The following is a 26,809-nucleotide window of genomic DNA, read 5'->3' as shown; positions in this document are numbered from 1 at the left end:
GAGCGTGGTTGTTCGCGCGCCCGCTTGCCGGTTGCGTGCGCAACCATGTGCAGGGGCGGTGGCGATGAACGACCCGGCCAGCGCGGCTGCGCCGGAACGGGGCCGGTCGAGTGTATCACCGGGCCGCATCGCGCGACGCCAAGCCGCGCGGTGGCCGGCTGGCGCGCGCATTCAGCCTTCGAAGTCGAGGCCGCCGAGCCGCACGAGCGGGCCGGCCTGCGTGCGCGACGCGAGATCGATGTCGCGTGCGCTCTCCCATGCGCCGAGCTTTTTCGGCAACGCGGCGAGGTAGTGCTCGAAGCGCTGCGGGCCGTCCGGTTCCATCAGCCGCTCGATTTCGTCGGTGTCCCAGGTCAGTTCGAGATTCAGCGGATGCGCGAAGCCACTCACGTGCTCGTGTGGCGCGCTGCGGATCTGCACGCGCGTCGGATGCCCGTGTCCGCCATAGGGGACGACGTCGGTCTGAACGTGATCGGCGAAGAATGCGGCGATCGCCTGCGCGATGCGCGGCGCGAATTCGGTATCGAAACGGCGGGCAGTGTCGGGCTGCATGAAGGCGTCTCCTGTCGGCCGAAAATCGTAGCACGGCGACGACGCGTTTCGGCGCGAGCGATACCGGTAATCGCGCGTTACCACTTGCTGCATCTATTACGGCCGCCTCCCGCCACAATGCATCGCATCCAGTACCACTTCGCGTGGGAGTCCATCATGAAAAAGATTGCCGCAGTGTGTGTCCTTGCCGGTTCGCTCGCGGTCGCGGGCCCGGCGTCCGCGCATGGCCGCGACGGCGGCGCCGTCATCGGCGCATTGATCGGCGGCGCGGTGCTGGGCGCGATCGTGACGTCCGCGATGAATCCGCCTGTCGCGTATCAGGCGCCCGTGTACCAGGCGCCGGCCTATCAACCGCCGACGTACTACCAGGCGCCCGCGTACCAGCAGCCTGCCTACCCGACCTATCAGCAGGCGCAGTACCAGGACGACGGCCCGAACTATTGCTACGACCGCTATCAGCGCGCGTACGTGTGCGGTGCGCCGGTGCAGGGCGGTTACGCGCGGTCGGCCGGCTGGTAAGCGGCGGCGCCTGCGCGCGAGCACGTGCGGGGCCGATGCGCGGGCATCGTCGACGATTGCTTCGCCGGCCCGGACGACGAAAGGCCCTCGCTCGATGCGAGGGCCTTTGCCTTTTTGTGCGGCCGGTTCGTCGGCCGGAGTGATGCGCCGCCGGCCTTCGGCGGGCCGTGCGCGGATACAAACGGTTGCAATTGCGCGTCAGTGGCGATGACCGCCGCCGCCACCGCCGCCGTTCCAGTCGCCGCGGTGTCCGCCGCCGCGTCCCCAGCCGTTCCCGCGGTTGCCGCGATCGCCGCGATCACCGTCCCAGCGATGGTAGTCGCGCCGGCCGCGATCCCAGTCGCGTCCGCCGCCACCGCCCCAGATGTTGACCGTGCCGTACACGGGAGACGGGGCGTACGCATAGCCGGGATCGGAATAGTAAGGCTGCCCGTAGCCGTATCCGGCGTCCGGGGCAACGACGCAGCCGGCCAGCAGGGTGGCGACGCCGGCGGCAGCAATGAGCTTCAGCATGATGTTCTCCGTTGGTTCCGCTATAAGTACCGCGCCCCGCGATTGCCGGCTGTTTGCAATTGTGTCGCCAAATTACAGCCTCGTAAGGTCCTGTGACGAAAGTGTTAGCATCCGGGGCTCATTTGTTTTTCAGGAGCACATCGATGAAATTCGCGATCCGGGCCGCGCTGGCCGCCTTCTGCCTGACAACGGCCGCCGCATGCGCGGCCGCGCCGGCCTCCGCGCCCGCCGTGTCGGCCGAGTCGATCAAGATGTTTCCGCAGGCAGCGACCGGCCAGCAGCGCGTCGTGATCGCGCTGCCGGCGCTCGAGAACGAGGGTGATGCGCGCGTCGAGCTGATGATCGGCAAGACGCTGCAGACCGACTGCAACCAGCAGTGGTTCGGCGGCGAGCTGACTGCCGAGGATGTGAAGGGCTGGGGCTATACGTACTACCGGCTCACCGACGTGAAGGGGCCGGCATCGACGCTGATGGCGTGCCCGGGCCAGGCGCCGCAGCAACGGTTCGTGCAGGTGCGCAGTGACGGTCAATTGCTGCGCTACAACAGCCGCCTGCCGCTCGTCGTGTATGTACCCGACGGCTTCGACGTGCGCTATCGCGTGTGGCATGCGTCGAAGGACGTGCAGCAAGCCGTGAAGCAGTAATCTCTCCGCGGCGTCCTGCCGCTACCCACGGGCCGCGCTGCTCGTGCCGACGAGCGCCGGCCATGCGGCCAGCGCGGCTTGCGCGACGGCCACCAGATCGCGGCGGCTCGCGCCGTCGCGCGCCTGGATCGACATGCCCTGCTGAACCGTCACGTAGTAGCGTGCGATTGCGTCGACGTTCGCGTGCGCCGATATTTCACCGTTCGCGACGCCTTGCGCGAGGCGTTCCCTCAGCGCGTCGACCGTACCCTCGCGCATCGCGATCAGCGTTTGCCGGACCATATCGGAACGCTCGGCCGGATGCAGCGCCGACAGCACGATCAGGCAGCCGGCCGGCTTCGAGCGCCGCGTGAACACGCGTGCGGTATCCATCAGGTAGCTCTGCACGGCGTCGCGCGCGCTGGCTGCCCGTTCGACACCGCCCCAGATTTCTCGCCCCTCGGTTGCGCGGTAATGCTCGAGCGCTTGCCGGAACAACGCTTCCTTGCTGCCGAAGGCCGCATACAGGCTCGGCGATGCGATGCCCATCGCGGCCGTCAGGTCCGTCATCGACGCGCCTTCGTAGCCGAGACGCCAGAACACTTCCATCGCGCGATCCAGCGCTGCTTCCTTGTCGAAGCTTCTCGGTCGGCCTCGTTCAGCCATTGCGCCCGTCCCTTCGTCGATATCTGTATCGATCGATAAAATAAATCAATTGACTGTGAGGCGCAACTTCCCACATTCTGTGTCGGTCGTTACATAAATGAGGAAAGGAATCGACATGAATCGACTTCAGGGCAAACGTGCACTCATCACGGGCGGCAGCCGCGGCATCGGCGCGGCGATCGCGAAACGGCTGGCGGCCGATGGCGCGGACGTCGCGATCACGTATGAAAAATCGGCCGAGCGGGCGCAGGCCGTCGTCGCCGGCATCGAGGCGCTGGGCCGTCGCGCCATTGCGATCCAGGCCGATAGCGCCGATCCCGTCGCCGTGCGCAACGCGGTCGATCGCGCTGCGGAGACGTTCGGCGGCCTCGACATTCTCGTCAACAACGCGGGGATTTTCCGGGCCGGCGCGCTGGACGACCTCACGCTCGACGATATCGACGCGACGCTGAACGTGAACGTGCGCGCGGTGATCGTCGCGTCGCAGGCGGCGGCGCGGCATCTCGGGGAAGGCGGGCGCATCGTGTCGACCGGCAGCTGCCTCGCGACGCGCGTGCCCGATGCGGGGATGAGCCTCTATGCGGCGAGCAAAGCCGCATTGATCGGCTGGACGCAGGGGCTCGCGCGCGATCTCGGCTCGCGCGGCATCACGGTCAACATCGTGCATCCGGGTTCCACCGATACCGATATGAACCCCGCCGATGGCGAGCATGCCGATGCGCAACGTTCGCGGATGGCGATTCAGCAGTACGGCAAGGCCGATGACGTGGCCGCGCTCGTGGCGTTCGTCGTCGGGCCGGAAGGGCGGTCGATCAACGGCACCGGATTGACGATCGACGGCGGCGCGAACGCGTAAAGACCGATGCCCGGCGTGAGTGGGCCGGGTAACGGTGCGTTCATCGCTCGTCGTGGTTCGTTACTGGCAGCCGAGGCGCAGGTGCTCGGTTTCCAGATCGGCCCGTTTGTCGTAGGCGTGCAGTTCGTTGCGCGGCTTGCCGTCCGGGCCCATCCCGCGCACGACTCGGTGGCCGCGATCGGGCGAGTGCGTGAGCGCATCGATGCCGGCGGCCAGTTCCCGGCACCGCGCGTCGGCGGAGGTGCTTTCCGCGCGTGGGGCTGCCGAAGCGGTGACGTTGGCGATGCCCGGGCTGACGTAGCGTTGCTTGGCAGGGGCCGTGCCGGTGTCGGCGGCGTTGGCCGTGGCGGTCATCGCTGAAAGCGCGGCGAGCGCCGCGATCGTTCGAATCATTCGAGAAGTCCGTATGCTGAACCGAAGAAGGTTCGGAATTCTACGCAGTGTTCGCTGCATGTCGGCGGAGAACGGACGAGGTGCGATCGCGTGTCGCACGTCGCGGTGAACGGGCGATTACCCATCTTCGTGTGCTGCGCCGCATGCGCGGCAACATCTTCCGGACAGCAAAAAGCCCGCTTGCTTTCGCAAAGCGGGCTTCGGCATTTGGTTGCGGGGGTAGGATTTGAACCTACGACCTTCGGGTTATGAGCCCGACGAGCTGCCAGACTGCTCCACCCCGCGGCGCGAAGTGTACTTCGGGTTGATGCCGGGAGTCAATCGATTCGTGTGACGGCAGCCCCGATGCCATATCGGGCCTGTTCCTTGAAACGCCTGCAACGCAGTGAAGCGGACGCGTACCGCCGCAAAATTTTCACATCCCCCCACAATATTCGCGCGCCTGATACGTCTTCAGACGCATGGAACCGCCACCCACTTCGCAAACGATGACCGACCCAGACCGCGACATCACTGCGACAGTGATGCGTGAACGAACGAGGCTAGGGAACTTCATTCGGCGCCGGATCCGCGACCCGGACGATGCCGAGGACGTTCTGCAGGATGTGCTTCACGAATTCGTGCAGGCTTATCGGCTGCCTGCGCCAATCGAACAGGCGAGTGCGTGGCTGTTCCGTACGGCGCGCAACCGCATCATCGATCGTTTTCGCAAGAAGAAGGAGCAGCCGCTGGCCGATCTGCTCGATGCCGACGACGACGCGGACAGCGAGTATCGCCTCGACCTCGCGCTACCGTCGCACGATGCCGGCCCTGAAGCGCTCTACGCTCGCACGCTGTTGCTCAAGGCGTTGCAGGATGCGCTCGACGAATTGCCGGCGAATCAGCGTGAGGTTTTTATCGCGCACGAGTTGGAAGGGGCGTCCTTCAAGGAGATGGCCGCGCAAAGCGGCGTCGCGCTCAACACGCTGCTCGCGCGCAAACGCTATGCGGTCCTGCATCTGCGTGCGCGACTGCAACCCATTTATGACGAACTGGATATCTAGAGGAGTCGACGGATGAATTTTCGAATCAGATGTGCGGGCAAAGCGCTGCTCGTGGTGGTTGCCATCGGCGTGCTCGGATGGGTCGTCATGATGCTTTGGAATTGGGTGATGCCGGGGTTATTCGTCGGCGCCCGGACGATTGATTTCGCCCATGCGCTGGGCTTGCTCGTGTTGAGCCGGATTCTGTTCGGCGGATTCCGCGGACACCGTGGCTGGCACGGCCGGCGCCACTGGCGCAAGTGGGAAGCCATGACGCCCGAAGAGCGCGAGCAATTCCGGGCCGCATGGCGATCGGGTGGCAAGCGGCCTACCGAGGAGTGAACATGCGCGAGAAATCAACGACCGACTGCAAGCAGAAGGCGGGCGTGATCGCGCCGGTCGTCGATCTGAAACGTTGCGAAGGGAAGGGGGATTGCGTGACCGTTTGCCCTGAAGACGTGTTCGAGATCCGGCGTATCGATCAGGCCGATTACCTCGATCTTGGTTTGATGCATCGGTTGAAACTGCGCGTGCATGGAATGAAGGTCGCGTACACGCCGAATGCGGACGCGTGCAGATCATGCGGGTTTTGCGTGACGGCGTGTCCTGAGCGCGCAATCACGCTTGCTCGAAGGGCATAGCGTCGTCCGTTCGCGCCGATGGTGGAACGGCAACTCGCTGAGCCTGACGGTGGATTGGCGCTTGCTGGATACGCCGTCTACGTGATCAACCTCATGAAGGAACGCACTTGGCTTCAACTACTCATGTTCTTCTGCAACGGCTTCATGAAGAAAGCCGGAGCGAAATCATCGCCCGCGCCCGCGCGCAGTTCCAGGGGCCGACTGAGGCGTTTCCGACGCTCGTCGACGAATACGAAACACTCGCCCCTCGGCTGCGAGGGCGTTTTCTCGAAACATTCGGTTTGTTCACCGAAGATTTTGAGTCCTCGGACGGCAGTGCTTTATCGTTGGCCGTGTCGGCGGAAACGGGGAGGCTCCTGCGCAACATGGTGCTGGCGCAACGGCCGACCAGAATCCTTGAACTCGGCAGTTCCTGCGGCGTGTCGACTCTGTATTTCGCCGACGCGTTGCGTACGCTGGGCCGTGGTGTGGTCATCGCGACCGAATGCGATGCGCTCAAGTGCGCGCGTTTGCGGGCTCACGTCGAAACAGCGGGCCTGGATACCTATGTCGACTTGCGCGAAGGCGATGTATTCGAGACGGTTGCCGAACTGGGCGGTACTGTCGACATGGTGTTTATCGACGTATGGGCCGACGCCTATCTGAATCTGTTCAAGCAGATCGAGCCCTTGCTACGACCAGGATCGGTCGTGCTGGCCGACAACATGTACACGGCCGAGGACGCCGTTCGACCGTACAAGCACTACCTCGACGAGGATCCGCGGTTTTCGACCGCGACGCTGGATTTTGAGTCGGGGGTGGAGTTTACGGTTGTTGTTGCTTGAGCGGGGAGTTTCTTGCGAATCTTGGGGGAGGTTTGGGGCTTGGCTGGTCTCCCCGACAGGAATCGAACCTGTATCTAGCGCTTAGGAGGCGCTTGTTCTATCCATTGAACTACGGGGAGAGCCAAGTCCGGGCAATCGCGCAAAAAACGCGAACCGGACGGGCGGTGTGGACAGCGCGCAGAGTATAGCAAACGCGCGGCGCGTCGGCGGGGCGGAATGCACCCGCGACGCGGCTATCGCGAGATCACCCGCGATCGAAACAGAAAATCAGAAGTCGACGACGACGAAATCTTCCTTACCCACGTCGCACAGCGGGCAGCGCCAGTCGGCGGGAATGTCGGCGAAACGGGTGCCGGCCGGAATTCCTTCGTCGGGCAGTCCTTCCGCTTCGTTGTAGACCCACCCGCAAATCAGGCAGACCCAGCTCTGGTATTCGGTTACTTCGCTCATGTTGCGCTCGGGATAATGAAAATTCGGCGATGCCGTCCGCAGCGTAGCCGGCGGACGAAAGGCGCAATGTTACCGGAATTTCGCCGAACGCCTGCGCAACGTCGTTTTAAACGTACGCATCGCGAACAACCAGCGTCATCGCGTCGGTCGGGCATGCAGTGTATGCTTCGTGAGCCTGTCAATCTGAAGGAGGAAACGATGCTCAACAGAAAGTGGATCGCGGGTGCAGTTTGTGTCGCGGCGCTGGCCGTGTCGACGCTCGCGCGCGCCGAAGCGCGTGTGTTCTTCGTCGAGCCGCAGGACGGCGCGACGGTGTCGAATCCCGTGCACGTGAAGTTCGGTCTCGAAGGCATGGCGCTGAAGCCGGCCGGCGACATGACCCCGGATACCGGTCACCATCACCTGCTGATCGACGGCAAGCCGGTGCCGAAGGGCGACGTGATCCCGGCGAGCGAACGTTCGCTGCATTTCGGCAAGGCCCAGACCGAAACCGACGTGAAGCTGCCGCCCGGCCAGCACACGCTGACGCTGCAGCTCGGTGACGGCGCACACCGTTCGTACGGTCCCGAACTGAGCTCGACGATCACGGTCAACGTGAAATAACCGTACATCCCGCGCCCGCGCCCGATGCGCCGCGCGCGGGATATGCCGATCGGCCGGCCGCGGGCATCCGGCCGGCATGCGCGTGCTCATGCGGGCACGCAAACCGTAGCCGGCGTCCAAAACCGGAGGTCGGCCACACCGCGCCCACGATACCGCGCCAGCGTCCATCAAACGCGCTCTACGGCACTCGTCCATCCAGCCGAGCCGATGCCGGCCTCCGCGCCCGGTACAATGGGCGCTTCCGATTTCTCTCTTCGCCGTCTCCCCATGTCGCTCTATTCCATTACCGGCGCGCAGCTCGCGTTCGGTCACGTCGCGTTGCTCGATCACGCGGATTTCTCGCTGGAAGCCGGCGAGCGGGTCGGCCTGATCGGCCGCAACGGCGCGGGCAAGTCGTCGCTGCTGAAGATCGTCGCCGATCTCGCGAAGCCCGACGACGGGCTGATCACGCGCCAGCAGGAGCTCGTGACCGTCTACGTGCCGCAGGAGCCCGAATTCGAGCCGGGCGCGACGGTGTTCGACGCGGTCGCGTCGGGGCTCGGGCATACGCGCGAACTGCTCGAAGAATACGATTCGATCGCGCACCGCCTCGCGGAGATCCCGGAAGGCGCCGAGCACGATGCGCTGCTCGCGCGGATGAACGCACTGCAGTCGTCGCTCGATGCGCACGACGCGTGGAACTGGCGCACGCGCGTGTCGATGACGCTCGCGCAAATCGGCCTGACGGACGGCGACGCCAGCGTCGACGCGCTGTCGGGCGGGATGCAGAAGCGCGTCGCGCTGGCGCGCGCGCTGGTGCTGCAGCCCGACGTGCTGCTGCTCGACGAACCGACCAACCACCTCGATTTCGACGGCATCCGCTGGCTCGAAGAGCTGCTCGTCGCGCAGCGCGCGGGCCTGCTGTTCATCACCCACGATCGCGCGTTCCTCGATCGCGTCGCGACGCGCATCGTCGAGCTCGATCGCGGCCGGCTGCTGTCGTATCCGGGCAATTTCTCCGCGTACCAGACGCGCAAGGCGCAGCAGCTCGAAGTCGAACGCGTGGAGAACGAGAAGTTCGACAAGCTGCTCGCGCAGGAAGAAGTGTGGATCCGCAAGGGCGTCGAAGCGCGCCGCACGCGCAGCGTCGGCCGCATCGCGCGGCTCGTGCAGATGCGCAACGAGCGCGCGGAGCGCCGCAATGCGCAGGGCAACGTGAAGCTCGACGTCGCGCAGGGCGAGAAGTCCGGCAAGATCGTCGCGGAGCTGACCGACGTGACGAAGCGCTACGGCGGCCGCACGGTGGTCGACCGCTTCTCGACGACGGTCATGCGCGGCGACAAGATCGGCTTCGTCGGCCCGAACGGCGCCGGCAAGACCACGTTGTTGAAGCTGATCCTCGGCGACCTGAAGCCCGACGAAGGCACGGTGCGCACCGGCACGAACCTGCAGGTCGCGTATTTCGACCAGATGCGCGCGCAGCTCGACCAGGAGAAGAGCCTGGCCGACACGATCAGCCCCGGCAGCGAATGGGTCGAGATCGGCGGCGTGCGCAAGCACGTGATGAGCTATCTCGGCGATTTCCTGTTCGCGCCGGAACGCGCGCGTTCGCCGGTGAAGTCGCTGTCGGGCGGCGAGCGCAACCGGCTGCTGCTCGCGCGCCTGTTCGCGCGCCCGGCCAACGTGCTGGTGCTCGACGAACCGACCAACGATCTCGACATCCCGACGCTCGAACTGCTCGAAGAACTGCTGGCCGACTACGACGGCACGGTGCTGCTGGTCAGCCACGATCGCGCGTTCCTCGACAACGTCGTGACGTCGGTGATCGCGGCCGAGGGCGACGGCAAGTGGCGCGAATACGTCGGCGGCTTCACCGACTGGCAGATCCAGAGCGAGCGCTCGGAGCAGCTCGCGCAGCAGGAAGCGGCGAAGCGCGCGGTCAAGGAAGCGGCGCCCGCGAAGGACGAACCGGCGAAGAGCGCGGCCGGCCGCAACGCGCAGCGTACGGTGAAGCTGTCGTTCAACGAGCAGCGCGAACTCGATTCGCTGCCGGAGAAGATCGCCGCGCTCGAAGCAGAGCAGAAGGCGATCAATGCGCAGCTCGAGGACGGCGCGATTTTCGCGAAGGATCCGCAAGAAGGCACGCGCCTGACCGAGCGGTTCGCGGCGATCGACGACGAACTGCTCGCCGCGCTCGAACGGTGGGAAACGCTCGAGGCAAAGCGCAAGCCGGTGTGACGCGCGCGGTGCGCGCCGATCCCGCGATTGGCGCGCCACGCGGAACCAGTAAAATACCGCGCGTCCAGGGTCGCGCCGCACACGCCGCGCGCCCGCTTTCGGAGCAGTCCAAGCACACCGTTGTTTCGATTCGCTTTTTTACGGAACTCAACGTTTTGTCCACGACGTTATCCACACGAGGTGTGGACAACGTCCCGATGAATGACGAAATTCAGCGCCTATGTCAACAAAGAAACCCAGCGCGGCCTATAGCGAAGCATCGATCAAGGTGCTCAAGGGTCTCGAGCCGGTCAAGCAGCGGCCCGGCATGTACACCCGTACCGAGAATCCGCTGCACATCATCCAGGAAGTCATCGACAACGCGTCCGACGAGGCGCTCGGCGGCTACGGCAAGCAGATCACGGTCACGCTGCATGCCGACCAGTCGGTCTCGGTCGAAGACGACGGCCGCGGCATCCCGTTCGGCATGCACCCCGAAGAGGGCGTGCCGGTCGTCGAGATCGTGTTCACGCGCCTGCACGCGGGCGGCAAGTTCGACAAGGCCGCGGGCGGCGCGTATACGTTCTCGGGCGGCCTGCACGGGGTCGGCGTGTCGGTGACGAACGCGCTTGCAACGCGTCTCGACGTGACGGTATGGCGCGACGGCAAGATCGCCGAACTCGGCTTCGCCGACGGCGACGTCGTGAAGCCGCTGTCCACGCAAGGCGCGGGCCGTGGCGAGAAGAAATCCGGCACGCGCGTGCAGGTGTGGCCGAATCCGAAATACTTCGATTCGCCGAACCTGCCGCTCGGCGAATTGCAGCGCCTGCTGCGCTCGAAGGCCGTGCTGCTGCCGGGGGTCGAGGTCGTGCTCGTCAACGAAAAGACCGGCGAGCGCCAGGCGTGGAAGTATGAAGACGGCCTGCGCGGCTACCTGCTCGACGAAATGAACGGCAGCGAGCTGTTGATTCCGCTGTTCGAGGGCGAGCGTTTCGCCGATTCGCGCTCGACCGACGAAACCTTCGCCGAAGGCGAGGGCGCGTCGTGGGTCGTCGCATGGAGCGAGGAAGGCTCGCTCGTGCGCGAGTCGTACGTGAACCTGATCCCGACGCCGGCCGGCGGCACGCACGAGTCGGGCCTGCGCGACGGCCTCTACCAGGCGGTGAAGAGCTTCGTCGAACTGCACAACCTGCAGCCGAAGGGCGTGAAGCTGCTCGCGGAAGACGTGTTCGCGCGCGTGTCGTTCGTGCTGTCCGCGAAGGTGCTCGATCCGCAGTTCCAGGGGCAGATCAAGGAGCGGCTGAACAGCCGCGACGCGGTGAAGCTCGTGTCGTCGTTCTCACGTCCGGCGCTCGAACTGTGGCTGAACCAGCACGTCGAGCACGGCAAGAAGCTCGCCGAACTCGTGATCAAGCAGGCGCAGGCGCGTACGCGCGCGGGCCAGAAGGTCGAGAAGCGCAAGAGCTCGGGCGTCGCGGTGCTGCCGGGCAAGCTGACCGATTGCGAGACGGAAGACATCGCGCGCAACGAACTGTTCCTCGTCGAGGGCGACTCGGCGGGCGGCTCGGCGAAGATGGGCCGCGACAAGGAATACCAGGCGATCCTGCCGCTGCGCGGCAAGGTGCTGAACACGTGGGAAACCGAACGCGATCGTCTCTTCGCGAACAACGAGGTGCACGACATCTCGGTCGCGATCGGCGTCGATCCGCATAGCCCGGACGATACCGTCGACGTGTCGAACCTGCGCTACGGCAAGATCTGCATCCTGTCGGACGCGGACGTCGACGGCTCGCACATCCAGGTGCTGCTGCTCACGCTGTTCTTCAAGCATTTCCCGCAGCTGATCGAGCGCGGCCACGTGTACGTCGCGCGCCCGCCGCTGTTTCGTGTCGACGCGCCCGCGCGCGGCAAGAAACCCGCGCAGAAGCTCTATGCGCTCGACGACGGCGAGCTCGAGGCGATCCTCGACAAGCTGCGCAAGGACGGCGTGCGCGACACGCAGTGGAGCATCAGCCGCTTCAAGGGCCTTGGCGAAATGAGCGCCGAGCAGCTGTGGGACACGACGATGAACCCCGACACGCGCCGCCTGATGCCGGTGAAGCTCGGCGAACTCGACTACGAGGCGACCGTCGCGCGGATGACGATGCTGATGGGCAAGGGCGAGGCAGCCGCGCGGCGCGGCTGGCTCGAGGAAAAGGGCAACGACGTCGAAGCGGATATTTAGTGCACCGCTTCCGCGCGGCCGGGCATGACGCCCGGCCCGGCCTCACGCCACTTACGAATACGGAATTCAGATGGACGACAATACTTCCGATCTCTTTGCCAGCCCCGACGCGCCCGAGAGCGACGCGCTGACGCTCGGCAACTATGCGGAACAGGCGTATCTCAGCTACGCGGTCAGCGTCGTGAAGAGCCGCGCGCTGCCCGATGTGTGCGACGGCCAGAAGCCGGTGCAGCGCCGGATCCTGTTCGCGATGAACGAAATGGGCCTGGGGCCCGACGCGAAGCCGGTGAAATCGGCGCGCGTGGTCGGCGACGTGCTCGGTAAATACCACCCGCACGGCGACCAGTCGGCGTACGACGCGCTCGTGCGTCTCGCGCAGGATTTCTCGCTGCGCTATCCGCTGATCGACGGGCAGGGCAACTTCGGCTCGCGCGACGGCGACGGCGCGGCGGCGATGCGTTACACGGAAGCGCGCCTCACGCCGATCGCGAAGCTGCTGCTCGACGAGATCGACCAGGGCACGGTCGACTTCATGCCGAACTACGACGGCTCGTTCGAGGAGCCGAAGACGCTGCCGAGCCGCATGCCGTTCGTGCTGCTGAACGGCGCGTCGGGCATCGCGGTCGGCCTCGCCACCGAAATCCCGTCGCACAACCTGCGCGAAGTCGCGGCCGCGGCGGTCGCGCTGATCCGCAATCCGAAGCTCACGCATGCCGAGCTGATGAACCTGATTCCGGGCCCGGATTTCCCCGGCGGCGGCCAGATCATCTCGAGCGACACCGAAATCGCGGCGGCGTACGAAACGGGCCGCGGCAGCCTGAAGGTGCGCGCGAAATGGAAGATCGAGGATCTCGCGCGCGGCCAGTGGCAGCTCGTCGTGACCGAGCTGCCGCCGAGCACGTCGGGTCAGAAAGTGCTCGAGGAAATCGAGGAACTGACCAACCCGAAGCTGAAGCTCGGCAAGAAGACGCTGACGCCCGAGCAGTTGAACACGAAGAAGGCGATGCTCGACCTGCTCGACGCGGTGCGCGACGAGTCGGGCAAGGAAGCGGCGGTGCGGCTCGTGTTCGAGCCGAAGTCGCGCACGATCGACCAGACGGAATTCGTGAACACGCTGCTTGCATACACGAGCCTCGAATCGAACGCGACGCTGAATCTCGTGATGATCGGCGCCGACGGCCGACCGGGCCAGAAGGGCCTGCTGACGATCCTCGACGAATGGGTGAAGTTCCGCCAGCTGACGATGACGCGCCGGTGCCGCCATCGTCTCGCGAAGGTCGACGACCGCATCCACATCCTCGAAGGGCGGATGATCGTCTTCCTGAACATCGACGAGGTGATCCGCATCATCCGCGAGTCGGACGAGCCGAAGGCCGCGCTGATGAGCGCGTTCGGCCTCAGCGAGCGGCAGGCCGAGGACATCCTCGAAATCCGGCTGCGCCAGCTCGCGCGGCTCGAGAAGATCAAGATCGAGAAGGAACTCGAAGCGTTGCGCGACGAGAAGGCGAAGCTCGAGGAACTGCTCGCGAACGAAAGCGCGATGAAGCGGCTGATGATCAAGGAGATCGAGGCCGACGCGAAGCAGTACGGCGACGATCGCCGCACGCTGATCCAGCAGGAAAAGCGCGCGACGTTCGAGGCGAAGGTGGTCGACGAGCCGGTGACGGTCGTCGTGTCGCAGAAGGGCTGGGTGCGCGCGCTGAAAGGTCACGGGCTCGACCCGGCAGGCTTCACGTTCAAGGCGGGCGACCACCTGTACGCCGCGTTCCAGTGCCGCACGCCGGATCGCCTGATCGCATGGGGCAGCAGCGGCCGCGTGTATTCGGTCGACGTGTCGGTGCTGCCGGGGGGGCGCGGCGACGGCGTGCCGGTCACGTCGCTGATCGAGCTCGAATCGGGCTCGCACCTGATGCACTACTACGCGGCGCCGGCCGACCAGCAACTGCTGCTCGCGTCGAGCAACGGCTTCGGCTTCCTCGCGAAGGTCGGGGACATGGTGAGCCGCCTGAAGGCCGGCAAGTCGTTCATGACGATCGACGCGGGTGCGGTGCCGCTCGCGCCGATGCCGGTGCTGCCGAACGCGACGCAGGTCGCGTGCCTGTCGAGCGGCGGGCGCTTGCTCGTGTTCGGGATGGACGAGATGAAGACGCTGTCCGGCGGCGGGCGCGGCGTGATCCTGATGGCGCTCGACGACAAGGAAACGCTCGTGCAGGCGCTGGCGATCGATCCGGCCGGCGTCGTGCTGATCGGCACCGGCCGTGGCGGCAAGGTGCAGGACGACACGCTGTCGTATGCCGGGCTCGCGCCGCACATCGGCAAGCGCGCCCGCAAGGGCCGCGCGCCGGACACGAAGCTCAAGGTCGTCACCGAGTTGCGTCCGCTGCTCGGCTGACGCCGCGTGGTCGACCGGATCGCCGGATCGCCGGTTCGGCCGCGATCGAAGGCCGCACGTCCGCTTCCGCGGGCGTGCGGCTTTTTCTTTCTGGCGCGCGGATGCGGGTAAGCAAGCGTGGCGCTGTCACGCGGAATTTGCAAAATAGTGTGAAATCGCGTCGAGGGTCCGAACCGCCGCGCGGCTGGCGGGTCGAACGTCGCTTGATGCCGCGTGCGACGCGGCCGTTCGCTGCACCCCACTCATCACAGGATCGTCCCCATGTCCCACGCCGTTGCCGTCGCGCTGTTTCTTCATCTGCTGGCCGTCGCCGTGTGGGTGGGCGGGATGGTCTTCGCGCACTTCTGCCTGCGCCCCGCGCTGTCCGACCTGTCGCCGCAGCTGCGGCTGCCGCTGATCGAAGGCGTGTTCGGCCGCTTCTTCAACTGGGTGTCCGGGGCCGTGATCGTGATCCTGCTGTCCGGCGGCTTCCTGCTGATGAGCTTCGGCGGCGCGCACGCGACGTGGTCGCTGCACGCGATGGCCGGACTCGGCGTCGTGATGATGCTGATCTTCGGGCACATCCGCTTCGCGCTGTTCCCGCGCATTCGCCGTGCGGTGCAGGCGCAGAACTGGCCGGACGGCGCGCGCGCGGTGAATGCGGTGCGCCTGCTCGTCGTCGTGAACCTCGTGCTCGGCGTCGTCACGATCGGCGCGGCCGTGCTGTCGCGCGGTTTCTGACTGGCTGGCGCAGGCTACTGCCTTCGGCGTAGGCCCGGCGGCACGCGCCGCTACGCGGCCAGCATCGCGTCGAGCAGCCACGAGCCGGCCGGCCCGAGCGGCCGGTTGCGCGACCAGACCGCATCCACCCGTACACGGCGCGGCCAGCCGCGCGCGCGCAGCTCGCACAGGCGGTCGCGCGCGAAATGCTCGACCATCCAGCGCGGCAGTTCCGCCCAGCCGAACCCGAGTACGGCCATCTCCAGCAGCATCAGGTAGCTCGGCGCCAGCCAGTGCTGCGTGCCGACGACGATCCGGTCGTCGGTGCCGCGGCCTTCCGTTTTCACGTAGGTATTGAGCCGCAGTTCGCGCACGTCGCGCAGCGCGGCGTGCGGCACCTCGGCGTCGCCGTATTCGGCGAGCGCATGCGTGCGGCCGACGAACAGCCCGATCTCCGATTCCTCGGCTACCGTCGCCGCGCCGATATCGGCCGGGTAGGCCGCGCGCGCGGCCATCAGCCCGAGTTGCGCGCGACCCTGCTGGATCAGGTCGAGCACGTCGTCGTGCTCGGCGATCTGGCATTCGAGCTCGAGCGCCGGAAAGCGCCGTTCGAGCGCCATCAACGTTTCCTCGTAACGCTTCGACTGGTAGGTATCGGACACGACGAGCGTGAGCCGCGCTTCCTCGCCGTGCGCGAGCCGGGCGGCCGTGCGGTCGATCGCCGCGCTGGCCTCGAGCGCCCGCTGCACCTGCGGCAGCAGCGCACGGCCGGCATCGGTGAGCGTCGGCGTGCGCGTCGAGCGGTCGAACAACTGCACGCCGAGATCGATCTCGAGATTCGCGATCGCTTCCGACACGGTTGACTGACGCTTGCCGAGCTTGCGGGCGGCGGCCGTAAACGAGCCGAGCAGCGCCGCTTCGGCGAATGCGAGCAGGGCTTCCGGGGCGTGGTGCATGCAGGGCTCCTCGCAGCGTTATATCGGTAAAACCGATGATATCAAACTGGATTCGCACGGTACCGCCGATCAGAATGCCCGACATGGATCAAACAATGCATCGGAGGGCATCATGAAACAGACGAATAAAACGGTGACGGAACGCCTGCTGCACGCGCTGACGTTCGAACTGGTGGCGATCGCACTGTGCGCGCCGATCGGCGCGTGGCTGCTCGACATGCCGGTGTCGCACGTCGGCGTGCTGACGGTGATGGTGTCGCTGATCGCGATGGCGTGGAACATGACGTTCAACACGCTGTTCGACCGCTTCGAGCGGCGGGCCGGGTTGTCGCGCACGCTCGGCATGCGGGTCGCGCACGCGGTGACGTTCGAGCTCGGCCTCGTCGCGATGGTGGTGCCGGTTGCCGCGTGGTGGCTGAACGTGAGCCTCGTCGAGGCGCTGCTGCTCGACCTCGGCATCGTGCTGTTCTTCCTGCCTTACACGTTCTGCTTCAACCTGGCGTACGACGCGCTGCGCGCCCGCTGGATCGCGCGCCGCGTCGCGGTGCAGGCCGGCTGACGGAGTCAGGCCGGCCAGCGCGAGCAGGGTGACGGCCGCCGCTCGTCAGTGCGCGACCCACAGCCACACGCTGCACACGGCGGCGACCACGCCGTACACGGCATAGACGGGCACCTTGAAGCGCGTGAAGCACAGCGTCGCGAACGCGCCCGTCAGCCAGTAAACCGGGTCGGCCGGTTCGCGATGCAGGATCTTCACGACGGCGACCACGAGAAAGGCCGTCGTCGCCGCGCGCAGCAGGCGCATCCCGTGCTCGAAGCGCGCATGGCGCTTGAGCCGGAGCAGATGGTTCTGCGCGAATACGACGAGGCACCCCGATGGAATGAACAGCGCGGCGGTGGCGAGCAGCGCACCGACCCACCCGTCGGTCAGGTAGCCGAGAAACGGCACGACGTTCAGCAACGGCCCCGGTGCGACCGGCGACAGCGCGAACGCCAGCGTGAAGTCGTGATCGGAGATGCCCGTCGCCGGCGACACGAACAGCGTCTTGAGCACCGGCAGCGCGGAGAAGCCGCCGCCGAACAGCGTCATGCCGGCGCCCGCGAGGCGCGGCCACAGCAGATCCGCCTGGTAATCGCCCGGCAGCGGCACTGCGAACAGCACGACGAGCACGCCGAGCAGCACGAGCAGGCCGCGATCGCGCTTCGGCAGCGTGAAATCGACCGCGTCGCGTTGCGACGGCCCCGTCAGCCAGCCCGCTGCAAACGCGGCGAACAGAATCCCGACGAAAGCGGCCGGACTATGCGCGAAAGCCAGCAGAATCGTCGATAACGCGGCGATCGCCTGTTCGAGCCGCGTGCGTGCGAGCGAGCGCAACTGCTTGACCCACGTGACGCCGATCAGCGCGGCGAGCACCATCCCGAAGTGATTGATCAGCACCGGCGCGGCCAGCGAGCGGACGAGCGGCGTCTGATAGAAGATCGCGAACAGCGTCATCAGGACCGAGAACGGCAGCACGCTCGCAATGCCGGCGATCCATGCGCCGGCGCGGCCATGCAACGTCTGGCCGACCTGCACGGCGACATTGCAGCCGACGGGGCCCGGTACGAGCCACGCGAGCGCGACGAGATCGCCGAAGACTTGCGGCTCGATGCGCTGCAGCCGCTCCACGTAATGGCGTTCGAGCTGCGCCATCATCGAAAGCCCGCCCCACGAGACGGCCGAAATGCTGGCGACGACCTTGAACAAGGTCCATAGGGAGGCCGGTGCCTCTTCGACACGCGCGGTCGCTTCGACTTCGACGGTTGTCATGATTGTGTGGTTGGCGCGGGGCCAGATCTCTCGCGTAAGGCCGTGGCGACGGCCCGCCGACACGTCGGCCCTCCCGATTGTCCGCCGCGCATCGTGACACTACCATGCGCGAAAACGCTAGTTAATGAACTAAACGACCGGATCGGAAAACGTAACAATTGCGGCGGTGCGCAACGCGCGCCGCGGCTGCAGCGGTGCGGCTCAGCCGCCCGTGCTGCCGGTCGCGCGATGCGCGATGACGTTCGGATGATCGCCGCGCACGCCGAAGCGTGCGATCAGCGCGGGAATCGCATCGGCCGGCACCGGGCGCGAGAACAGGAACCCCTGTGCCTCGATTTCGCCGAGTGCGGACAGCCACGTGATCTGCTCCTCGGTTTCGGTGCCCTCGACGACGACGGTCAGCCCGAGCGAGCGCGCCAGATGCACGATCGACGACACCATCACGCACACGCTGCGATCGGTCGGAATCGCCTGCACGAACGAGCGGTCGACCTTCAGCGTGTCGACGGAGAAGCGGTGCAGGTACGACAGCGACGAATAGCCGGTGCCGAAATCGTCGAGCGCGATCCGGATGCCGAGCTTTTTCAGCGCGACGATCTTCTCGGACACGAGTTCCGGATATTCCATCATCGCGGTTTCGGTGATCTCGATCTCGAGCCGGTTCGCGTCGATGCCGGTGTCCTGCAGCGCCTGCGAGATCGTCTCGATCAGGTCGCCGCGCCAGAACTGCACGGGCGAGATGTTGACCGCGAGCGTCAGCGTGTCGTGGCCTTCATCGCGCCAGCGCGCGATCTGCTCGCACGCGGTGCGGATCACGAAGTCGCCGATCGGCACGATCAGGCCGGTCGATTCGGCGATCGAGATGAATTCGTTCGCTGAGATCACGCCGTGTTCGGGATGATCCCAGCGTGCGAGCGCCTCGAAGCCGGTGATATAGCGGTGCGTGAGGTCGATCTTCGGCTGATACGCGAGGAACAGCTGCCCCTCGGCGAGCGCGACACGCAATTGCTGTTCCCAGCGCATCAGGTGGTCGGCGCGGTGCGACAGGTGCGGCGCATAGAACTGGTAGCAGTTCTTGCCGGCATCCTTCGCGCTGTACATCGCGAGGTCGGCCTTTTTCAGCAGGTCGATCTCGCTTTCGTTCGCGACGGTGTGCAGCGCGATGCCGATGCTCGCATGCAGCACGAACGAACTGCCGCGTACGTCGAACGGCTCGCTGAACATCCGGATGATCGCTTCCGCGAGCCGCACCGCGCGCCGCTCGACGTCGTCGCCCTTCATCACGACGACGAACTCGTCGCCGCCGATGCGCGCGAGCGAGCCTTCGTCGCCGACCGCATCGGCCAGACGCGACGCGGTCATCTGCAGCACGATGTCGCCGGCGTTGTGGCCGAGCGTGTCGTTGACGGTCTTGAAGTTGTCGAGATCGATGAACAGCAGGCCGAGCCGTGAGAGGCTCGCGGGCATCGACACGTCGTTGCGCAGCCCGCGCAGCGTCGCATAGCGGTTCGCGAGGCCGGTGAGCAGGTCGTATTCGGCGAGCTGCGTCATTTCGCGCTCGCGGCCGAGCAGCTTGCCGATCAGCCCCGTCGCGACGCCGAAGAACGCGAGCATCGCGAGCGTGATGAAGCTCGTCATCAGCAGGTAGACGTTGCGCGTGTGGGTGTAGTCCGCGAACTCTTCCGTCTGCGACAGCCCGACCATCACCGCGAGCGGGTAGCCGTCGAGGTGGCGGTACGACACGATGCGCGTCACGCCGTCGATCGGATCGACGATCGTGCCCGTCACGCGCTCCGCGATCGGGTAGACGCCCGACGCCGAAAACGCGCCCGGCGCGTTGTTGACCGAGCCCGTGCGCCGCGCGAGCACCGCGCCCGTGTCGGACACGACCGCGATCACGCCTTCCTTGCCGATGGCCGCGTTGTTGTAGAAATCGTTCGTGAAGTAGCTCGGGTCTTCCGACACCACGACGATGCCCGCGAAGCTGCCGTCCGGATTGTTCAGGCGCCGCGTCATCTGCAGCGTCCAGTGGCTCGACACGCGGCCGAACACCGGCTTGCTGATGAAGAGGCGGTCGTCGTTGTGCGCGAGGTGGACCTTGAAGTGCTCGCGGTCGGACAGGTTGATCGGCTGCGGATGGAGTTCGGCGGTGTTCGCGAACAGGATGCCTTTCGCGTTGACGAGCGACACCTGGATCAGCGTGTCGCTCGGCACGACGCCTTTCTCGACGGCGCTCGCGAGATTGAAGCGCGCCGGCGACTTCTCGAATTCGAACTTGACGAAGCGGGTGATCTGGTCGACCTGGTGAATCGCCTTGACCGTATGCTGCTCGAGCGCGGACGACAGGATCGCCGCGGAGGCCGCTGCTTCCTTGTACGCACTGTCCTTTTCAACGGACAGCCGCGCGATGATCACGGCCCACAGCAGCGCGAGCGCCAGCATCCCGAGCAGCGGGATGGCAAACAGCGCACGCCGGCGCGATTTGCGCGGCGCGCGTAGCGGTCGGTTCGGCGGCGTATGGTTGGACCGGGCGGAACTCATCGAAGAGGGCGGCGTCCTGCTCGCATGCGCCATCCGTCTGGATGGCCGGCTATGGTTCGGATTGTCCCGACGTCTGTTCGTTCGCGGGACGCGCAACCATGGACAGACCTCCGAAACAACGGATTAGGCCCGATATTACTGGCTGGAACGTTTTTGCGATAGCTGGGCAAAGCGCGGAGCGCCGGACGAGCCGGCGCCATCGCACATCGCGAAATGTCAGTCGGGCGAGCGGAACGTGCCGTCGACGACCGTGACGACGTGGCCGCCGATCCAGGTCGTGCCGTCTGCGTCGTAGCTGACGAAGACGCGGCCGTCGCGGCCGATCGCCGTGCCCTGGCGGGCCGTATACGACGAGCCGGGGCGGCGTTCCTGCCGCGTCAGCAGCCCGGCCAGCGCGGCGTTCGCGCTGCCGGTGACGGGGTCCTCGCCGGGGATGCCGAACTTGCCGCCCGTCATCAGGCAGCGGATCTCGAACGTCGCCGGGCCGCCTTCGGCATGCGGCGCGTAGACGGCGAGGCCGTCCACGCCGTAGCGGTGGGTCAGCGCCGCCAGCGCGGCCGGATCGGGTGACAGGCCGATGCACGCGTCGGCCGACTTCAGCCGCACGACGAGCCACGGCGCGCCGTTGTCCACCGCGCACGGCTCGGCGTCCAGGTCGAGCGCGTCGCTGCAGAGCGCGGCGGCCAGTACCGCGTAGTCCGAACGGTCGAGCGGCGTGACGCGTGCCGGCGGCGCGGCGAACGCCCAGCCGTCGGCCTGCTCGCGCAGCGCGACGCGGCCGACCCCGCACTGCTGGATCAGCCGGCCCGGCGTGCGCGGCCGCGCGCCGCTTTCCAGGAACGCGTGCGCGGTGCCGAGCGTCGGATGGCCGGCGAACGGCAGTTCGCCGCCCGTCGTGAAGATCCGCACGCGGTAATCGGCTTCCGGATCGGTCGGCGTGCAGAGAAACGTCGTTTCCGACAGGTTCGTCCAGCGGGCGATCTCGAGCATCGCGTCGTCGCCGAGCGAATCGGCGTCGAACACCACGGCGAGCGGATTGCCCTTGAACGGCACCGACGTGAACACGTCGACCTGCTTGAAGCGAACGAAACGGCCGGGCATCGCGCGGCGCCCGTTACGCGACTTCGGCGATCAGCTCGATCTCGACGCACGCGCCGAGCGGGATCTGCGCGACGCCGAACGCCGAGCGCGCATGCTTGCCCGCGTCGCCGAACACTTCGGCGATCAGCTCCGACGCGCCGTTCGTCACGACGTGCTGTTCGGTGAAGTCGAGCGTCGAGTTGACGAGGCTCATCAGCTTGACGATGCGCGTGACCTTGTTCAGGTCGCCGGTATGCGCGTGCAGCGTCGCGAGCAGGTCGATCGCGATCGAGCGGGCGGCCGCCTTGCCGTCTTCCGTTTGCAGATCCGCGCCGAGCTTGCCGGCCCAGACCTTGCCGTCCTTCTTCGCGATGTGGCCCGACAGGTAGACCGTGTTGCCGCTTTGCGCGCTCATCACGTAGGCCGCGGCCGGTGCGCCGGCGGTCGGGAGCTCGATGCCGAGCGACTTCAGTTTGTCGTAGACGTTAGCCATGCGTTCGATTCCTCGTAGAGAGTCGTGACAGGGAAAAAGGGGATCAGAGGCGCTCGCGCAGCAGTTTGCCGAGGCGCGCGACGCCTTCCTCGATCTTCTCGGGCGGCACCGTCACGAACGACAGGCGCAGCGTGTTCTGCTGCGCGTTCTCCGCGAAGAACGGCGCGCCCGGCACGAAGGCGACGTGATTGTCGACGGCCGCGGCGAGCAGCGTCATGCTGTCGATCTGCGCGGGCAGGTTCACCCAGATGAACATCCCGCCTTCCGGGCGGTTCCACGTGACGCCTTCCGGCATGTGGCGCGCAAGCGCGCCGAGCATCGCGTCGCATTGCGCGCTGTACAGCTCGCGGATCGTCGGGATGTGCTCGTCGAGGAAGCCGTCCTTGATCACTTCGTGCGCGATGCGCTGCGTGAGCGTCGGCGTGTGCAGGTCGGTGGCCTGCTTGGCCTGCACGAGCTTGAAGTGGAGTTCCTCGGGCGCGATGATGTAGCCGATCCGCAGGCCCGGCGCGAGCACCTTCGAGAACGTGCCGAGGTGCACGACGTGGTCGGGCGCCATCGACAGCATCGTCGGCAGCGGCTCGCCCTGGTAGTTCAGCGCGCCGTACGGATCATCCTCCAGCACCGGGAACGGGCTCGACTGCGCGAACGCGGCGAGCGCGCGGCGGCGCTCGACGGGCAGGCGGCGGCCGGTCGGGTTCTGGAAGTTCGGCTGCGCGTACAGCAGGCGCGCGCCTTGCGTGAGTTCGGGGGCAAGGCCTTCCGGCAGCAGGCCCTGCTCGTCGGTTGGCACCTGCACGTAGCGCGGCTCGTACAGCGAGAACGATTGCAGCGCGCCGAGGTAGGTCGGCGTTTCGACGAGGATCGGGCTGCCCGGGTCGATCAGCGCCTTGCCGAGCAGGTCGAGCGCCTGCTGCGAGCCGGTCGTGATCAGCACCTGCGACACGCGCACGCTGTAGCGCTCGGCGATCCATTCGCGCAACGGCAGGTAGCCTTCGGTCGCGCTGTACTGGAGCGCGGCGGCCGGCGCGTCGCGCAGCACGCGGTCGGCGGCGGCACGCATGCGTTCCGCCGGGAACGTCGCGGGGGCGGGCAGGCCGCCGGCGAACGAGATGACCTCGGGGCGTTCCGTGACCTTCAGGATCTCGCGGATCGCGGAGCTCGTCAGCTTGCGGGCGCGTTCGGAAAGCTGCCAGTGCGGCGGATGCAGGTCGTTCGGATTCATAGTCTCCTCGTTCGGATATCGTGGTCAGTCAAGAAAGGTCGTTCGGGCGCATCGCTTCGACGTTGCCGGGTGGGCAGCGCCGGCACGATGAAGCCTTCGCGGCTGGGTAAGCACGGCCAGTCAGGCAAAACCGATCAGGCAAAACGTTCATTATGGCGCACCTCATCAGCCGGCGCGAGCGGCGCGCGGCGCCGTGGCCACCGCCGAGCGGCGCCCGAGCACCACGGTCGCGATCACCGCGGCCGCGAACAGCCACGTCGACGACGTGACCGTTTCGCCGAACAGCAGCGCGGAAAAGGCGATCGTGAAGAATATCTGCAGCAGCTGCACCTGGCCGACGCGCGCGGTGCCGCCCATCGCGAGCCCCGCGTACCACGCGAAAAAGCCGATGAATTGAGAAAAGAGGGTCACGTAGCCGAACGCGAGCCACGTGCGCGGCGCGAGCGGGCCCGGATGCGCCGCGTGCTGCATCCAGGCGAGCCAGCCGACCGGCAGCACGAGGAAGGGGGCCGACACGACGAGCGCCCAGCAGATCACCTGCCAGCCGCCGATCTGGCGCGCGAGGCGCGCGCCTTCCGCATAGCCGAGCGCGCCGATGCCCACCGCGACGAGCATCAGCGCGTCGCCGGCCTGCACGGCGCCGCCGCCGTCGCGCAGCGCGAACGCGATCACGAGCGCGCTGCCGGCCACCGCGCTGGCCCAGAACGCCTTCGACGGCCGTTCGTGCGACAGCCATGCCGCGTACAGCGCGACGAACAGCGGTTGCAGACCGTTGACCACCGCGCCGTGCGAGGCCGGCACGCTCTTCATCGCCCACGCGGAAAACACCGGATACGCGATGATCACGCCGGCCGACGTGATCGCGAGGCTTTTCAGTTGCGCGCGGGTCGGCAGCGGCTCGCGGCGCCACCACAGCAGCAGGCCGGCCGGCACGGCGGCGGCGAGCGCGCGGCCGAGCCCGTTGAGCAGCGGATTGAGTTCGGATACGACGATCCGCGTCATCGGCAGCGTCAGGCTGAAGATCATCACGCCGATGAGGCCGAGCAGCATGCCCCGGGTTTCGCGCGAATTCATGTACTGGGTGTCTCCGTATTGCAGGGTGGGGAATCGGGCGGGCGCTCAGCGCAGCGTGCGCGCGCCGTGCGGCGTATCGAATTCGGCGACGAGGGCCGGCGCGCCGTTGGTGGATTCGACGTCGAGCAGGTGGGCGGCGCCGAGCCAGTCGAGCTGCTCGCGGATCGTATCCGCACGCGGGTGGACGCCCTCGAGCGCCTTCAGCGCGACGCCGCCGTTCGGCAGCGATTCGGCCGGATGGCGCGGGCTGTCCCACTGGATCAGCGATGGCACGAGGCCGTCGCCCGCGCCCTGCCACGCGGGGAAGCTGCCGTCGTCGGGCACCGTGAGGCCCCAGCTCAGATCACCGCGTCGCATTGCGACGACGGGCGCGATGCGGGCCGGGTACTGGCGCTGCCACAGCGCGAGCTGGCGCGGGCGGTCGACGCGCGCGACCCAGTGCGCGAGAAACGGGTCTTGCGCGAGTCGCGCGTGCATCGACGGGGCGTCGAGCCCGAACAGCCGCGCGCGCGGCGGCTTTGCATCGTCGCCCGGCGCGGGTGCGTCGGGGTCGATCGCGATCACTTCGAGGTAGAGCCCGCCCCACGCACCGAACAGCGCATTGTGGGTCCGCATCAGCGGGTGGCGGCCGCCGCCGGCCGGTTCGATGCCGAGCGCGTCGGCGACATGGCGCACGCCTTCGTCGAGGGTGCGCGCGGCGATCACGAGATGGTCGAGTGTCAGGGAGCGGGCTGGCATGAGCGTCGGTCGGGAAGCGAAAGTGTCATGGTAGGCGGGCGCCGGGCCGGGTGGAGGCCGGACCGGCCGGCGCACCGGCCGCGACGCGGGCCCGCGGGCGCAGCGCCATGTGCGGCCGGGTCGGACCGATGGCCGCACGATCGCCATTCCGGTCAACTGTAATCGTCGCTACCGGCACAGTAACGGTACAATCGGCACGATAGCCTTCGGTACAGTTGGAGCTGCCGCCCATGTCCACCGTCCCACTCGCCCAGATTCCCGCGCCGCACGACACGGCCACGCTCACACTCGTCGACCAGCTGGTCCAGTGGGCGCGGCGACGCATCGACGAACGCGTGTTTCGTCCCGGCATGCGCATGCCGTCGATCCGCAAGCTCGCGCTCGACAAGAGCGTGTCGCGCTTCACCGTCGTCGAGGCCTACGAGCGGCTCGTCGCGCAGGGCTACCTCGACTCGCGGCGCGGCTCCGGCTTCTACGTGCGCGAGCGCACGGGCGCCGGCCCGCAGCCGGCCGACGGCGTCGCGCGCACGGCCGAGGCCGCGCCCGTGCACAACACGATCGACGTCGTCTGGCTGCTGCGCAACATGCTGCACACCGTCAGCCCGGAGAAGGGCCCGGGCCTCGGCTACCTGCCGGGCCGCTGGCTCGACGGCGAGCTCATCACCGGCGCACTGCGCGCGCTCGGGCGCCAGTCGGGCGCGCAGATGCTCGGCTTCGGCACCGCGCAGGGCTTTCTGCCGCTGCGCCAGCAATTGCAGACGCGCCTCGCCGAAGTCGAGATCGGTGCGAAGCCCGAACAGATCGTGCTGGTTTCCGGCATCACGCAGGCGATCGACCTGATCTCGCGGATCTACATGCGGCCGGGCGATGCGGTGATCGTCGGCGATCCCGCGTGGTTCCAGATGTTCGGCCGTTTCGCGGCGCAAGGCGCGCAGCTCGTCGGGATGCCGTATACGCCCGACGGCCCCGACCTCGATGCGCTCGAAACCCTGGTGCAGATGTGGCGGCCGAAGATGCTCGTGATCAACTCGGTGCTGCAGAACCCGACCGGCACGTCGCTGTCGGCCGCGCAGGCGTTCCGGATCCTGAAGCTCGCGGAGGCCTACGACTTCCTCGTCGTCGAGGACGACGTGTACGGCGACCTGTGCCCGCCGAGCTATCCGGCCACGCGCCTGGCGAGCCTCGACCAGTTGAAGCGGGTGATCTATCTCGGCAGCTATTCGAAGACGCTCGCGGCGAACCTGCGGGTCGGCTACGTGGCCTGCGCGCCGGAGATCGCGAAGGCGGTCACCGACCAGAAGATGCTGGTCGGGATGACCACGCCCGAGCTCAACGAGCGTGTGCTGTACAAGATCCTGACCGAAGGGCATTACCGGCGCCACGTCGAGCGGCTGCGCGCGCGGCTCGACGGCGTGCGCGACAAGACCGCGCGGATGCTCGAGCGCACGGGGCTCGGGCTCTTCACGATGCCGGCGGCCGGGATGTTCCTGTGGGCCGACACGGGTGTCGATTCGGACGCGCTCGCGGCGGTCGCGCACGAGGCCGGCTTCCTGCTGACGCCGGGCAGCCTGTTCTCGCCGCAGCAATCGCCGTCCACGTGGATGCGCTTCAACGTCGCGAATTGCGGCGATCCGGCGCTGCCCGGGCTGCTGGCGCGCTATATCGACTCGGCGGTGCGGCGCGCGTCGTGACTCGGCGCGGCAGGCCGGCTCTTGAAAT

General features: G+C 66.9%; 27 protein-coding genes and 2 tRNA genes. 14 read left to right on the top strand and 15 right to left on the bottom strand.

Annotation, left to right across the window (positions count from 1 at the left end; genetic code table 11):
- Positions 1-171: 171 nt before the first annotated feature.
- Complete coding sequence (locus CFB81_RS12245; protein ID WP_089435443.1) at positions 172-552, bottom strand: DUF5594 family protein; 381 nt, start codon at positions 550-552, stop codon at positions 172-174.
- Positions 553-669: 117 nt separating this feature from the next.
- Here CFB81_RS12245 and CFB81_RS12240 point away from each other — a divergent pair, with 117 nt between their 5' ends.
- The gene (locus CFB81_RS12240; RefSeq protein ID WP_089435442.1) at positions 670-1,071 is read left to right on the top strand and encodes a hypothetical protein; all 402 of its coding nucleotides are present in this window, start codon (positions 670-672) and stop codon (positions 1,069-1,071) included.
- Between the two features lie 198 nt (positions 1,072-1,269).
- Here CFB81_RS12240 and CFB81_RS12230 read toward each other — a convergent pair whose 3' ends face one another.
- Positions 1,270-1,584, bottom strand: a complete 315-nt coding sequence (locus tag CFB81_RS12230) for a hypothetical protein (RefSeq protein ID WP_089435440.1) — start codon at positions 1,582-1,584, stop codon at positions 1,270-1,272.
- A gap of 143 nt (positions 1,585-1,727) precedes the next feature.
- On the opposite strand from CFB81_RS12230, the gene eco reads away from it, so the two are divergent.
- On the top strand, positions 1,728-2,228 hold the full coding sequence (eco, locus tag CFB81_RS12225) for a serine protease inhibitor ecotin (protein ID WP_089435439.1): 501 nt from the start codon (positions 1,728-1,730) through the stop codon (positions 2,226-2,228).
- A gap of 21 nt (positions 2,229-2,249) precedes the next feature.
- Here eco and CFB81_RS12220 read toward each other — a convergent pair whose 3' ends face one another.
- Positions 2,250-2,873, bottom strand: coding sequence for a TetR/AcrR family transcriptional regulator (locus tag CFB81_RS12220; protein ID WP_089435438.1), 624 nt, complete (start codon positions 2,871-2,873; stop codon positions 2,250-2,252).
- A 115-nt stretch (positions 2,874-2,988) separates the two neighbouring features.
- Between CFB81_RS12220 and CFB81_RS12215 the strand changes: the two genes are divergently transcribed.
- Entirely contained in the window at positions 2,989-3,729 is a 741-nt protein-coding gene (locus CFB81_RS12215; RefSeq protein ID WP_069618069.1) for an SDR family NAD(P)-dependent oxidoreductase, read from the top strand.
- A gap of 60 nt (positions 3,730-3,789) precedes the next feature.
- On the opposite strand, the gene CFB81_RS12210 is transcribed toward CFB81_RS12215, so the two are convergent.
- Both CFB81_RS12210 and CFB81_RS12205 read right to left on the bottom strand, forming a co-directional pair.
- A complete protein-coding gene (locus CFB81_RS12210; RefSeq protein WP_089435437.1) occupies positions 3,790-4,122 on the bottom strand; it encodes a hypothetical protein in 333 nt (110 codons plus the stop codon).
- Between the two features lie 208 nt (positions 4,123-4,330).
- Positions 4,331-4,407: transfer RNA gene (locus tag CFB81_RS12205), tRNA-Met, on the bottom strand.
- A 176-nt stretch (positions 4,408-4,583) separates the two neighbouring features.
- Between CFB81_RS12205 and CFB81_RS12200 the strand changes: the two genes are divergently transcribed.
- The 4 genes from CFB81_RS12200 (at position 4,584) to CFB81_RS12185 (ending at position 6,609) form a co-directional block, all read left to right on the top strand.
- Entirely contained in the window at positions 4,584-5,165 is a 582-nt protein-coding gene (locus tag CFB81_RS12200) for an RNA polymerase sigma factor (RefSeq protein WP_176730192.1), read from the top strand.
- Between the two features lie 12 nt (positions 5,166-5,177).
- Complete coding sequence (locus CFB81_RS12195) at positions 5,178-5,486, top strand: hypothetical protein (RefSeq protein ID WP_069618072.1); 309 nt, start codon at positions 5,178-5,180, stop codon at positions 5,484-5,486.
- A gap of 2 nt (positions 5,487-5,488) precedes the next feature.
- Positions 5,489-5,785: a 4Fe-4S binding protein gene (locus tag CFB81_RS12190; protein ID WP_089435436.1), complete on the top strand. Its 297-nt coding sequence runs from the start codon at positions 5,489-5,491 to the stop codon at positions 5,783-5,785.
- Between the two features lie 107 nt (positions 5,786-5,892).
- Entirely contained in the window at positions 5,893-6,609 is a 717-nt protein-coding gene (locus CFB81_RS12185) for an O-methyltransferase (RefSeq protein WP_089435435.1), read from the top strand.
- A 44-nt stretch (positions 6,610-6,653) separates the two neighbouring features.
- Here the strand turns inward: CFB81_RS12185 and CFB81_RS12180 are convergent.
- Both CFB81_RS12180 and CFB81_RS12175 read right to left on the bottom strand, forming a co-directional pair.
- Positions 6,654-6,728, bottom strand: a tRNA-Arg gene (locus CFB81_RS12180).
- Positions 6,729-6,876: 148 nt separating this feature from the next.
- Complete coding sequence (locus tag CFB81_RS12175; RefSeq protein WP_006478164.1) at positions 6,877-7,059, bottom strand: rubredoxin; 183 nt, start codon at positions 7,057-7,059, stop codon at positions 6,877-6,879.
- 198 nt (positions 7,060-7,257) lie between these two features.
- On the opposite strand from CFB81_RS12175, the gene CFB81_RS12170 reads away from it, so the two are divergent.
- The 5 genes from CFB81_RS12170 to CFB81_RS12150 all read left to right on the top strand — a co-directional run bounded on the left by CFB81_RS12170 (position 7,258) and on the right by CFB81_RS12150 (position 15,194).
- Positions 7,258-7,662 (top strand): DUF4399 domain-containing protein, encoded by a 405-nt coding sequence (locus CFB81_RS12170; protein WP_069618079.1) that lies wholly within the window; start codon positions 7,258-7,260, stop codon positions 7,660-7,662.
- A 231-nt stretch (positions 7,663-7,893) separates the two neighbouring features.
- A complete protein-coding gene (locus CFB81_RS12165) occupies positions 7,894-9,879 on the top strand; it encodes an ATP-binding cassette domain-containing protein (protein ID WP_176730195.1) in 1,986 nt (661 codons plus the stop codon).
- A 220-nt stretch (positions 9,880-10,099) separates the two neighbouring features.
- A complete protein-coding gene (parE, locus tag CFB81_RS12160; protein WP_069618081.1) occupies positions 10,100-12,082 on the top strand; it encodes a DNA topoisomerase IV subunit B in 1,983 nt (660 codons plus the stop codon).
- Between the two features lie 70 nt (positions 12,083-12,152).
- Positions 12,153-14,474 (top strand): DNA topoisomerase IV subunit A, encoded by a 2,322-nt coding sequence (gene parC, locus CFB81_RS12155; protein WP_089435434.1) that lies wholly within the window; start codon positions 12,153-12,155, stop codon positions 14,472-14,474.
- 261 nt (positions 14,475-14,735) lie between these two features.
- Complete coding sequence (locus tag CFB81_RS12150) at positions 14,736-15,194, top strand: CopD family protein (RefSeq protein WP_050017501.1); 459 nt, start codon at positions 14,736-14,738, stop codon at positions 15,192-15,194.
- Between the two features lie 50 nt (positions 15,195-15,244).
- Here the strand turns inward: CFB81_RS12150 and CFB81_RS12145 are convergent, their stop codons facing one another.
- Complete coding sequence (locus tag CFB81_RS12145; protein WP_069618083.1) at positions 15,245-16,129, bottom strand: LysR family transcriptional regulator; 885 nt, start codon at positions 16,127-16,129, stop codon at positions 15,245-15,247.
- Positions 16,130-16,241: 112 nt separating this feature from the next.
- Between CFB81_RS12145 and CFB81_RS12140 the strand changes: the two genes are divergently transcribed.
- A complete protein-coding gene (locus CFB81_RS12140) occupies positions 16,242-16,688 on the top strand; it encodes a multidrug/biocide efflux PACE transporter (protein WP_069618084.1) in 447 nt (148 codons plus the stop codon).
- 45 nt (positions 16,689-16,733) lie between these two features.
- Here the strand turns inward: CFB81_RS12140 and CFB81_RS12135 are convergent, their stop codons facing one another.
- From CFB81_RS12135 to CFB81_RS12100, 7 genes are all read right to left on the bottom strand, one after another.
- Positions 16,734-17,939, bottom strand: a complete 1,206-nt coding sequence (locus CFB81_RS12135) for a chromate transporter (RefSeq protein WP_089435433.1) — start codon at positions 17,937-17,939, stop codon at positions 16,734-16,736.
- Positions 17,940-18,140: 201 nt separating this feature from the next.
- A complete protein-coding gene (locus CFB81_RS12130; protein WP_069618085.1) occupies positions 18,141-20,480 on the bottom strand; it encodes an EAL domain-containing protein in 2,340 nt (779 codons plus the stop codon).
- A gap of 216 nt (positions 20,481-20,696) precedes the next feature.
- Positions 20,697-21,581, bottom strand: coding sequence for a PhzF family phenazine biosynthesis protein (locus CFB81_RS12120; protein WP_089435432.1), 885 nt, complete (start codon positions 21,579-21,581; stop codon positions 20,697-20,699).
- A 13-nt stretch (positions 21,582-21,594) separates the two neighbouring features.
- Positions 21,595-22,053, bottom strand: coding sequence for a RidA family protein (locus CFB81_RS12115; protein ID WP_006478174.1), 459 nt, complete (start codon positions 22,051-22,053; stop codon positions 21,595-21,597).
- Positions 22,054-22,096: 43 nt separating this feature from the next.
- A complete protein-coding gene (locus CFB81_RS12110) occupies positions 22,097-23,278 on the bottom strand; it encodes a PLP-dependent aminotransferase family protein (protein WP_069618087.1) in 1,182 nt (393 codons plus the stop codon).
- 165 nt (positions 23,279-23,443) lie between these two features.
- Complete coding sequence (locus CFB81_RS12105; RefSeq protein ID WP_069618088.1) at positions 23,444-24,352, bottom strand: DMT family transporter; 909 nt, start codon at positions 24,350-24,352, stop codon at positions 23,444-23,446.
- 45 nt (positions 24,353-24,397) lie between these two features.
- On the bottom strand, positions 24,398-25,090 hold the full coding sequence (locus tag CFB81_RS12100) for a VOC family protein (protein ID WP_089435431.1): 693 nt from the start codon (positions 25,088-25,090) through the stop codon (positions 24,398-24,400).
- Positions 25,091-25,320: 230 nt separating this feature from the next.
- On the opposite strand from CFB81_RS12100, the gene CFB81_RS12095 reads away from it, so the two are divergent.
- A complete protein-coding gene (locus CFB81_RS12095; RefSeq protein ID WP_050018117.1) occupies positions 25,321-26,781 on the top strand; it encodes a PLP-dependent aminotransferase family protein in 1,461 nt (486 codons plus the stop codon).
- Positions 26,782-26,809 lie beyond the last annotated feature (28 nt).

The organism is Burkholderia sp. AU28863, assembly GCF_002223195.1.
In the GTDB taxonomy this organism is placed as follows: domain Bacteria; phylum Pseudomonadota; class Gammaproteobacteria; order Burkholderiales; family Burkholderiaceae; genus Burkholderia; species Burkholderia sola.
The sequence above is the reverse complement of the archived record's forward strand: the minus strand, read 5'-3'. Positions and strand labels throughout refer to the sequence as shown.